Consider the following 9,946-nt stretch of genomic DNA (forward strand, 5'->3'; position numbering starts at 1 on the left):
GCGCATGCTAGCGTCCGCAAATGGAGCTCACCACCCTACTCACCACCCTTTTGACAACCTTCGCTATCTACTCGCCCAATCTCTGCGACGATGTCTATCTAAACCCGTCAGGAGCGCCAATAACGGACGCCGTCGGCCAGACCCTCTCACGGTACTGCCAGTGGGCCGGGCCCAACGTGCCTGTCTGGGCAGACGACATCTGCTGCACGATCGACGGCGACGCGGCCGAGTGCACGGCGACTGCGAGGGATGGCTCCTGCGACGTCGGCGAGCCCAAGTACTGCGAGTATGGCGAGGAGACCGCGCTTGGCTTTGTCTGCTACCAGCCGTTCCCGAGCATGTGCGACCGCGGATTGTGCGTCGCTCGGCCGCCAGTCCCGGAGGCCGAGTTGGCAGCCCTCGTGGCGTGTTGCACTTCAGGCGGCGCCTGCCAGCTCGTCGTTGCGGGGACACTCCCCAACTGCCAGGGTGAGCTTCTGGCTTGCGAACACGGGATATCCAACGAGGATGGCACCGTGGACTGCTTCGAGTAACGAGCCGTCACCCCCCGGCGCCGCCGAACGGCTGATAGAGGTCCGCGTGTTTGATCACCGCGGCAGCGTCGGCCGCGAGTTCGCCCTCTTCCACATCGGAGATGACCAGTGTCGCCCACAGGTAGGCCTCCGCTGCGGCGATGCGTGCTTCGCTCGGGTTCGTTCGCCCTAGCGCCTCCGCTTGATCGAGGAAGGTCTGCGCGACGACCAGCGTGTCCGAGCCCAGATCAGTCGGCGTGTGCACCAACCCGTCATTCCACAGCCGGGGCTCCCGAGCGGTGCGCTGCCTCTCCCACAGGTCGTTCGCCTGCTCGAAGTGCCCCGCTCGGATCAACACGCAGGTCGCCAGAACATCGTCGTCCAGGTCGGTCGACGGCCGCGCTGAAGCCGGCAAGGCGCAGGGCGATCCGGGCTCACTCACGGGTGCCGCAGCCGGGGTCGGGGTCGGCGTCGGCGTCGATCCTGAGCCCACAAAGAGCAACGCGTGGCCCAGCGCGCCGAGCATCAGGCAAAACGCGGCCCCCATGGCCAAAAAGAACAAGATCCCCCCACGTGGCCTGCCAGCGGGGGGCAGTTCGCGCTCGGGCGGCTTCCCCTCTCCAGGCGGCTCCTCGATCAGCTCGTCGAGCGCGTCGACCAGCGCGGCCATGCTGGGGTAGCGCTCGCGCGGGTCCGCCGACAGTCCCTTGCGCAAGATCGCCCGCAGCTTCGCGGGTACCTCTGCCGCACTTCTCGGAGAGAAGGGCTCGTCGTCGGTGATCGACTCGAGCAGAGCCAGGGTCGTCGCGCCAAGGTAGGGCAGCACCCCCTCGACTGTCTCCCACAGCGCCACGCAGAACGACCACTGGTCCGCCCGCACGTCCCCAGGCTCCCCGCGCAGCACCTCCGGCGCCATGTAGGGCAGCGTGCCCATCCGATGCTCGAGCCCCTCGCCAGCCTCGTCGGGCTCATAGCTGCGCATCACCTGCGCGAGGCCGAAGTCGACCACCCGCGGGCGGCCGGTCGAGTCCGTGAGAACGTTTCCCGGTTTGAAGTCCCCGTGGACGACGCCGGCCTCGTGCGCAGCCGCGAGACCGCGGCCGACCTGACGGTAGACGTTAACCGCGTCACGCCAGTGCGGCCGCTTGTAGATCAGGTGGTTCCCGGTGTTCTCGAACTTCCCGTTCGCGCCCTCGACCAACTCCATCACGAAGAACACGTCCTCGCCGAGCTTGCCGGTCTCATGAACGGTGATGATGTTCGGGTGCGAGAGCTTCGCCATGACCTTGGCCTCGCGTGTGATGGCCTCGGCCGCCTTGGGTCCGCGGGTCAGACACAGCTTGAGCGCGACGTGGCGATCGAGCTCGGGATCGATGACCTCGAACACGGCCCCGTAGCCACCTTGGCCGATCAACTTCCAACCGTCGAATCGGCCGATCTTCACCAGGGGGTTGTCGGGGTGCGCCTGATGGGCCGTCCGCGCGTCGACCATCTCGGTCCACACCTTCCGCCAGTGCAGCGGAAGCCGGCGAGGCCGGCCCGGCGAGCCCGACGGGTGTTCCTCATCCGACAACCTCACGAATGTACACCAGTCGGACCAGGCAGATATGCGGGGACCAATACCGCAAGTTCGCCGGTTCGGGCACGATACTGTGTCCGTTGGTACAGGTCGCCAGCTGCCCTTGCTGCGATATCGTGCCCATCATGAAGCTCGATGAGTTGATCCACGCCGCGCGAGCCGGCGACCCGAGAGCTTACAAGGAGCTCGGACGCTGGTTGAATCGCGAGCTTCGCGCGTTCTTCTCGAACAACTTTAGCGACACCGAGATCGACGACCTGGTCCAGCAAACTTGCGAAGACACGCTGAAGAAGCTCGACACCTTCGAATCGAGCGATGCAAACGAGTTCCGCAAGTGGGTGCTCAAGGCCGCGAGCTTCGAAGCGAAGACGAAGACACGCGAACGTCATCGCGAGTGGGCGCGCAGGCGGGCGCTCCACGCCCGAGCTGTGACGCCCAAGCTGAGCCCCACGTCGAGCCTCTACGAGCGCGAGTGGCGTGAGGCCTTCGCCCGGTGCCTCGCGCAGCTACCGGAGCACGAGCGACAAGCGGTCCAGCACTGGCTCGACGGCGGCGACGACGCGGAGCTGGCCGAGCGCGCAGGGATCTCGGTCAAGACGGTCTGGACCCGGCGCCACCGCGGGCGCAACCGGCTGGGCGAGCTGCTGAAGCTCGCTTTGCGAACACCGATTCTGCAGTCGTCGCCGTCGTCGCCGTCGTCGAGCCCCAGGAATTGATCATGATCTCGCGCGGTGTTGGGCGATGTCGCGCGCCCGGTCTCGATGTTGGCCGCCGCACAGCTGCCCATGTCGGCGACGGCGCCGCCCGCCCCGGGAAGTTCACTCGGGCTCGCGCGGTGCTGGGCGATGTCGGAGATCCCTCAGCTCGAGAGCGCCCTGCGAGAAGCCGAGAAGGTCGCGCTCGTGACGGTGCTGCGCTCCCATCCCGAGTGGACGCTGGGGGAGGTGCTCGAGTACCTCGACCAGGGCGGCGCGCGGGCGTTGGCGCTTCGTGGTCTGACCCTGCGCGAGCTGCTGACCGAGCCCGACGCGGGCTGCCTGTCGCTCCCCGACGACGACGGCCCGGTGATCGACGTCGCCCGACTCGAGCGAGCCAAGCGCGTACGGGCTGAAGCGTTCGACCAGCTGGTCGAGGAGGTTCTCACCGAAGCGGGGCGCCCAGTTGGGGCTGGGTATCTCCGCGCCCGCGTGGGTGGCCCTCGCTGGAAACTTCAAGGGGCACTCCGCCGCTTGGTGGCGGCCAAGGTGGTCGTGCGGACCGGGTCGACGAGCGCGACCCTGTATCAGTACGCGGGGCGACGATGAGCGGGCAGGCCGAGATCGGCGGCGCGGAACGCCACCGGGCGCTGCTCGGACATCACCTGCGGCGACTTCGCAAGGCGCGCGGTCTCACTCAGAGTCGACTCGCCGAGCTGTCGGGGCTCTCGGTCGACACGATCCGACGGCTCGAGCACGACGACTTCTCGCCCTCGCTCAACACCATGCGGAAGTTGGCCGGGGGTCTCGACCTGCGTTTGAGCGCCTTGTTCGAGGCGATGGACGTCCGCGAGCCGATGGACCCGGAGCTAGCAGCCCGGGGTGCAATGCCTCGCGCCGCCTCGCTTGGCCTCTTCGCCGAGGGCTTTGTCGCCAAAACTTGCAGTACGCCCGGTACAGCGGCGTTTTGGCTTCGCGCCCTCGGCGAACATTCCGGCGCGAGGCGACACGATGCATTGCACCCCGGGCTGCTAGAGGAGCTGGTGACGGTGTTGCGGGAGAACCCTGATCTTCCCCTGAGCGTGGTAACGGCGTTCGTGCGGGGGCTGATCGCAGCGCGGCTCCCGGACGAAGAAAAATGAGCGGGTCCGGGAGCTACACCGTCTTGGCGCTTCCAAGCCCTGACCATGCTCGGAAGGCTGCCGGCTCAGATCGGGCTGTTCGGCGGCCGTGGAACGCGCCACTCGTCGAGGATCGGCAACGGCGGCATGTGGCTGCGGATCTGCGCAGCGTAGTTCAAGAAGGCGTCACGGTTGTCCGCACCAATCCAGATCTGAAGGTAGCCGTCTGGAGTGCGGAGATCGACCCCCATCGCCTCGAACTTCAGCGAGAGCTCGCTGCTAGAATAGCAGCGAACATCTGGTCGGATGTGGATTAATTCGGGCAAGCCCATGCGCTCGACAAGGCGAGTCATGGCGTCCGAGTAGTCCTCCCACCGGGTGCCGTCTAAGTGCGTGCGATAGCTCCTCGCCAGGTAGCCGAGAAAACCTCGCTGGCGAAGGTCGAAGTCGTAGAACACCCGCGACAGACTCTTGCTCAAGACTGTATGGCCTCGAAGAGGAGGCTCCCTGCCCGTCCACTCTTCGAGAATGCTGATGAGAGGCGCATCTTCACCGTCGCTACGCGAGAGGTCGACATAGAGGTCTTCTTGAGTCATTTGCTCGGGGTTGCGATCAATGGCGACCCGAAAAAAACGGTTGGCAAGCAGCTGAAATTCCAGGTCATCGAGCATCTGGGCGACCGAGGTCGTGTAGGTGGCTCCAAATACCGACATGACGGAAGAGTCACTCCCGCCGAGCCATGTGAGAACTTCCAACGCCGCACGAGGTACGCGCGCAACCACATCAGGGGGACACGCTCCGAGGAGTTCATCGATCTGTTCTCGCGGGACAGGCGGATAGTGCTCGGCGAGGGTGCCCGGAGATCGAGCCTCGACAAATTCCAGCACTTCGTGAAAACGAGAGTTAGCCACAGGGCAAGTCGTCCTTTTCGCAGACCGCCATGTACAAGAGTTCCTGGCAAGTATGACACGAGGCGACCGTCTCGGCGTGAGTCGGGCCACCGCGGAACGACATGGGCTCGACTTCTCCCGCCAGAGCGTTCCGCATGACGAGATCGAGTTCCAGGGGAGTCAGCGCTTGGAGTTGTTGTTCGCTCAAGCGCGTCGTCCGAACGCTGTAGGTGGCAGACCATTCGATTTTGGGCGAAAAATATCGCTCGGTCATCCGGACAGGCACATGTCCTTTTGCGCCCGCAATGAGCTTGGCGGCAGCGCAGTACCCCGGAGCCGAGAAGCCTGTAGATTCTCGACTATCATCTTCTCGAAGTGCGTTGATGGCTGTCCACCTCCGATCGAGCTCATCGAAATTCGTAGCACGCGGCGAACGATTGGCGGCCCAAAGTTGCTGGGCAGTCACCGCACCACCAGAGATAACGGTGTCCACGTGCCGCCCCGCGATTTCAACAAATCCGTCGAGAGTCATGTCGCCCGACGCTGCGGCCCATGTCTTCTCTCCGTTGTTGCACAGGCAGCTCATGACCGCGATCATGTAGCCGCGCCCCTTCTTGAATGCCACTCGGAGGCTGTCATGGCGGCCACGCTTCGCGTACTCGGCCCGCAGATCGGCGATGATATCGTTGGCCCGGGTCACGATGTCGGGGTTCTCGAGGATCCGATGGCGTTCCGGCCCCTCGCGGCAGATCGGGCACGTGCCGTCGAAGTCGTCGGCATAGGCGAAGCCGGTCCCACCGGCCGCCTGAAACGCGGTGTTGAACGTGTTCCCGTTGTGCATCGTGACGTCCATGAAGCGCACGACGGCCTTGCCCTCGACTCGGACGTTTGGACTCGCGGTCTGCCAGGTCATGGCGCCCTTGGTCTTCGAAGACATGAGTCCCCCGCCCGCGTTCCCGGGTTCGTCACCGGTGCTGGTCCCGAGCTTCGCCCCCTCGATGGCGATCGACTTGTTCCCGATCTTCGTCCGCTTGGACCCTTTCTTCAGGTCCCGGTCCGCGGCCGAGTTGACGTAAGGAACAGGTATGGGGGGCCCGCCAGGAGAAGGCGTCTTGCACACGTCTGGCGGCGCACAGATGTGGACGTGGCCGTCGCCAGCATGGAGAACCTCGCGGCCGTTGGCGTAGACTGGCTTGGTCATGACACTTCGCTGTTCGTTCGGGGGGAGCGTAGCAGACAAACACCGATCGTCCCCTCGTCGGCGCAGCCGTAGACGAGAGCGCGTTCGAGCCCGGTCCTGCCACGTCGCGGGACGATCGGGTGCAGCTGCCAGAAACCGACGCCGAGGGCGACGGCCCCCGCTGCGGCTCCAAGATCGCCGAGGGCGACACTGGGGGCGACGGTCACAAGTGGCTCGGGCATCAGTGCAGCATTGCGCAGGTAGGCGTGGCTGAACTCGCGCCCCCACCAGCGCTGAGGCGGAAGCGCCGTGACGACGACATCGGGGCGGGCCGCCTGGTTCACTCGCACTTGCGCGAAGGCCCGCGTGAGCCCGACCGCTCGCGGCGGGGCACCTGTGTTGCGAGGCTCGGGCTCGCGGTCGAGCGCGAGCGCCTCGATTGCGGCAACGGCTGCTCGGGCGCCACGTCGGGCCAGCAAGAAGAACGCCGCTCCCTCGCCGGGGATCAGCCCGTCTTGGTTGGTCTTGCCAAGAAGCGCGTTGGCTCGTGCGAGGCGCTGCACATCCTCGGTCGTGACCAGAGAGTCAGCCCCTCCGACGAGCGCAAGGTCGATGGTGCCAGCGCAGAGTTGAGCGCGGGCTTGGGCGAGTGCGTGAAACAGACCCGCACGACCAAATGGAAGCATTGTCGTGGTCGAGGCGAGTGACGTGTGCCCGAAGCTGCGGCACAGACTCGTCCAGAGGGTCGCAGCTTCGAAGTCCTGAGCTTGCGTTGGCTCGGGAGTCGCGAGGAAGACGGCGGGCGGTGACGTCCAGGGCTGCCAGCTCAGCAGCTCGGTGAGCGCATGGCTGGCAAAGAAGCAGGCTCGCTCGATGCGGCCCGAGCCTGGGTCGGGTTGCTCGAGCCGACAGGCGGTCACGCTCTCTCCAGACAGGTCCTCCACCTCGTCGATCTCCTCGTGGGCAGCAAAGCCAGCGCGCAGGGCCGCGAGCGTCGCACGGGAGCTGAGTCCCAAGGGAGTCGCCATGCCGAGCGCGAGGACGTCGATCTCCTCGTTCATCGTACGCGCTCCCAGGTGGCGAGCTCGCGCACCAGGATCGACTGGAGCTCGAGCGGGTCGGCCTGGACCGCGGTCCGCCAGATTAGCCCGAGGCGCATATGGTCACCGTCAATGTCGATGGCGTCGAGAACCAGGGCCTGTTCGAGGATCCTGCGTCGAAACTCGAAGCGAGCCGTGAGCGCGAGCGCGGGCAGCTCGAACTCGATAGGACCGTCAGGGTGCAGGCCGAGCAAGATGACAGGCTCGCCACCGCGCAGGTGAGGCTGAGCATGCAAGCCGGGCGCCGCGGCGCAAAAGAGACGCTCGTCCATGTCGGCGGGCCACAGGGGGGCGCGCGTCTCGACCCAGGTTTGATCGTAGGTGCCCGCATGGGACAATCGCGGCTGCCAGTGACGGGGAATTGGGCCAAAGCCCACGGGCTCAGGCAGATCGCCGAATCCCGAGATTGGCTGGCGGGGATCTTCGAAGTTCGGCAGGGGTCGACCGTCCGCTGTGGGGCGGTCTTCGTAGAGGCCGCAGCCGACGGGGTTGCGCGCGGCGATCTCGGCGCGACGACCACGCGCATGGCCTGGGCTGCCGCCGAAGCTGCGCTCCCAAAGGATCGGTATGCATTCGAAGGAAGTCGGTCGCGTCGCTGTGAGCGTTGCGAAGCTGCGGCTCCAGACCCGCTCCCCGAGCACCAGTGCGCTGTGACGGCAAGGCCCGACACGAACGTGGAGTTCGGAGCGAGCCGATGGTCGACCACCGGGGGTCCAGGCATGGCCGCGGATGTAGACGTCCGTGCCGGGGCGCGCGTAGATCGACTGTCCCTCCACGCGCAAACTCGAGCTGCTCGGGTCGCCGTGGTAGGCATCGGTCATCGGAGGGGGAGGTTGTTCTTCGGCCACGCGCGGCGTCGTGGCCTCATGGGGCCGTGGGATCTCGTAGCTGGCCATGACCACGAGCAGGACGAGGTCACGATCGTCCCGTGACATCGAGGGCGTCACTTGCAAGGCGAAGGGCGTGAGGTTGACGAGCTCCATCGTGTTCCCCGAATTCAGGCGAAGCTCGCCGAGGCCTCTCCTCGTAGGGTCACTGCGATGGGGCTCGTGCGCGCGAACTGCTCGAGCTGCCATGTCGTCCAGCTGCGCGTGTCGACTCGCTGCGAGCCACCGTTTCGGATCTGCAACTCCAGCGCCAACATGTGCCGACGACGCAGAGGCGCGTGATGTCGCGCGGCAATGAGGCCCTCGGACGACCACGACCGGCCATCGAGAAGGCGCGGCGCGTCGGCGAGCCGTGCTCGTCTGGAGGCCCTCCAGGCGGCGTGTACCTCTGGGTTTGGGTGTGGAAGCCGAGCTTTGAGCTCCGCGAGTTCCGGGCCGGGGTCGAGACCACGCACAACCGTTGCCATGGCGAGCCCCGATACGCGTGAGTTGGATCCACCGCGGTGGAGATGATCGCGGATCCACGTGTCGAGTCCATCGCGTTCGCTGAGCTGGAGTCCACGGACGACCCCCAGCCATCGTTCATCCTCGGCCGTTGTTGCGTCGAGGATCTCGAGTGCGCCTGCACTGTCGTCAACGGTGCCGACCTCGAACAAGGCCAGCGTGGCAGCACAGGCGAGCGAGGTATCGATGGTGTCGTGCTCGAGCGCGGGCATGAGCAACTCGTCGACGATCGGAGCGCCAGCGACGGCGAGACCGTCGAGTTGGGCGATCAGCCGGGGCTCGGGGCCGCCAAGTTCGTCGAGGGTGTAGTCGGGAGCTTCGAGACAGTCGGCCCAGACCTCGAGCAGGAAGTCGGCCTCTTGGAGGTGCCGTTCGATGGAGTGCCGGAGGAGCCTCACGTCTGGAGACGGTAGCGGAGTTTGGGTGCTCGATCGAGTGTCCGGACCAGGTGGGATAGTATCGTCGCCCGTAAACAGTCGACCCATCCACGAGCCCGTCTCCGAGAACCTCCGCTGCCTGACCGAGGAGAAGGGCGTGTCCTTGCGTGCACGTCCCAGTGACCCGGCCCCGGCTGTCGAGGCCGAAGGCGACAAGGTCGGTGAACGCGGCCCTACGGTAGCGTCCCGCCCGAGAGAAATTAGGTGGACCTATGTTATTGTGAAGCAACGTTCCCTGAAAAAACGTTGGATCAACATCGAACATCGGCTCATCCAGACAGGGCCAGACCTTCGCACCGACGTCGGAAGGAATCCAGACGGCTAGTTCCTCATCGACATACTCGGGCGAAATGTCGATCGTGACCACCGTGTGCATTCCACCATCGTCGGCCGGTCCGAACATGTGCGGATCGTCGCAGTTGGCGGACGCGCCAAACTCCCAACGTTCGCCACTCCACGGAACGTTTCGGTGCCCTTCGCACAACCCCGGGAGGGGGTAGGCGACCGGCGCCGTCGCGTAGCACTCAGCCTCGAGCTCCTCGGTCTGCGCGGCGACGAACGTCTGATCGATGCGGGAGCCGGCCTCGGTGTTCTCGCGCAGCGGATCGTCGACGCGCACCCCTACGCTGAGGTCACGCTCCTCGACCGTCCGGAGGTGATGGCGATGGCAGCGCAGGGGTGCGCTGGCGGAGCGGGAACCTGTTCGAACCGTGGCAGATCCAGGCGGACGCCGTGGTGTTGTCGCGCGTGCTCCACGACTGGGATCTCCACAGCCCAGTGCGCGATCGCCGAGGAACCGCAGCGGCACCGCTTCGCCCAGAGAATTGAAAACGGACAGCTAGGTCACCCTAGCTGTCCAAAACAAAGCTCCGGCAGCAAGACTCGAACTTGCGACAAGTCGGTTAACAGCCGACTGCTCTACCAACTGAGCTATGCCGGAATGGCCGCTCGTGATGCGGGTCGGGGGGGTCTAGCCGACCCCCACGCGACCGTCAAGCACCCTCGTACAACACCAGCCCCCGGCGACTGGCCGCCCAGACC

Annotated in this window: 10 protein-coding genes, 1 tRNA gene and 1 pseudogene; 5 read left to right on the forward strand and 7 right to left on the reverse strand. The window is 65.7% G+C overall.

Translation table 11 applies throughout. From position 1 onward, the window contains the following. The first annotated feature begins 20 nt into the window (after positions 1–20). A complete protein-coding gene (locus ENSA5_RS37245; protein ID WP_181197507.1) occupies positions 21–533 on the forward strand; it encodes a hypothetical protein in 513 nt (170 codons plus the stop codon). A gap of 7 nt (positions 534–540) precedes the next feature. Here the strand turns inward: ENSA5_RS37245 and ENSA5_RS08225 are convergent, their stop codons facing one another. Further along, positions 541–2,004, reverse strand: a complete 1,464-nt coding sequence (locus ENSA5_RS08225; RefSeq protein ID WP_258182790.1) for a serine/threonine protein kinase — start codon at positions 2,002–2,004, stop codon at positions 541–543. Positions 2,005–2,216: 212 nt separating this feature from the next. Here ENSA5_RS08225 and ENSA5_RS08230 point away from each other — a divergent pair, with 212 nt between their 5' ends. Genes ENSA5_RS08230 through ENSA5_RS08240 form a run of 3 tightly spaced genes read left to right on the forward strand, consistent with a single transcriptional unit; the run spans position 2,217 to position 3,928 of the window. Further along, on the forward strand, positions 2,217–2,807 hold the full coding sequence (locus ENSA5_RS08230; RefSeq protein ID WP_181197509.1) for an RNA polymerase sigma factor: 591 nt from the start codon (positions 2,217–2,219) through the stop codon (positions 2,805–2,807). Positions 2,808–2,822: 15 nt separating this feature from the next. After that, the gene (locus ENSA5_RS08235; RefSeq protein WP_181197510.1) at positions 2,823–3,395 is read left to right on the forward strand and encodes a hypothetical protein; all 573 of its coding nucleotides are present in this window, start codon (positions 2,823–2,825) and stop codon (positions 3,393–3,395) included. Then, positions 3,392–3,928 carry a helix-turn-helix domain-containing protein gene (locus ENSA5_RS08240; protein WP_106391086.1) on the forward strand — a complete coding sequence of 179 codons (537 nt, stop codon included), beginning with the start codon at positions 3,392–3,394 and terminating at the stop codon, positions 3,926–3,928. The genes ENSA5_RS08235 and ENSA5_RS08240 overlap by 4 nt, the downstream gene beginning before the upstream one ends. A 65-nt stretch (positions 3,929–3,993) precedes the next feature. Here ENSA5_RS08240 and ENSA5_RS08245 read toward each other — a convergent pair whose 3' ends face one another. From ENSA5_RS08245 to ENSA5_RS37250, 5 genes are read right to left on the reverse strand one after another with little or no spacing between them, the layout of a single operon-like run. Next, positions 3,994–4,818 carry a hypothetical protein gene (locus ENSA5_RS08245; protein WP_146155461.1) on the reverse strand — a complete coding sequence of 275 codons (825 nt, stop codon included), beginning with the start codon at positions 4,816–4,818 and terminating at the stop codon, positions 3,994–3,996. Next, a complete protein-coding gene (locus tag ENSA5_RS08250; protein ID WP_106391088.1) occupies positions 4,811–5,998 on the reverse strand; it encodes a DUF4150 domain-containing protein in 1,188 nt (395 codons plus the stop codon). The genes ENSA5_RS08245 and ENSA5_RS08250 overlap by 8 nt, the downstream gene beginning before the upstream one ends. Further along, on the reverse strand, positions 5,995–7,038 hold the full coding sequence (locus ENSA5_RS08255) for a beta-ketoacyl synthase N-terminal-like domain-containing protein (RefSeq protein ID WP_106391089.1): 1,044 nt from the start codon (positions 7,036–7,038) through the stop codon (positions 5,995–5,997). The genes ENSA5_RS08250 and ENSA5_RS08255 overlap by 4 nt, the downstream gene beginning before the upstream one ends. Next, positions 7,035–8,153: a DUF2169 family type VI secretion system accessory protein gene (locus tag ENSA5_RS08260; protein ID WP_308726536.1), complete on the reverse strand. Its 1,119-nt coding sequence runs from the start codon at positions 8,151–8,153 to the stop codon at positions 7,035–7,037. The genes ENSA5_RS08255 and ENSA5_RS08260 overlap by 4 nt, the downstream gene beginning before the upstream one ends. Then, positions 8,075–8,866, reverse strand: coding sequence for a hypothetical protein (locus ENSA5_RS37250; RefSeq protein WP_181197512.1), 792 nt, complete (start codon positions 8,864–8,866; stop codon positions 8,075–8,077). The genes ENSA5_RS08260 and ENSA5_RS37250 overlap by 79 nt, the downstream gene beginning before the upstream one ends. A gap of 508 nt (positions 8,867–9,374) precedes the next feature. Here ENSA5_RS37250 and ENSA5_RS39720 point away from each other — a divergent pair. Then, positions 9,375–9,521: pseudogene (locus tag ENSA5_RS39720) on the forward strand (hypothetical protein); the annotation flags it as partial. Positions 9,522–9,772: 251 nt separating this feature from the next. Here the strand turns inward: ENSA5_RS39720 and ENSA5_RS08270 are convergent. Next, positions 9,773–9,845: transfer RNA gene (locus tag ENSA5_RS08270), tRNA-Asn, on the reverse strand. Positions 9,846–9,946: the final 101 nt, after the last annotated feature.

It is taken from the genome of Enhygromyxa salina (assembly GCF_002994615.1).
Taxonomy (GTDB): Bacteria; Myxococcota_A; Polyangia; order Nannocystales; family Nannocystaceae; genus Plesiocystis; species Plesiocystis salina_A.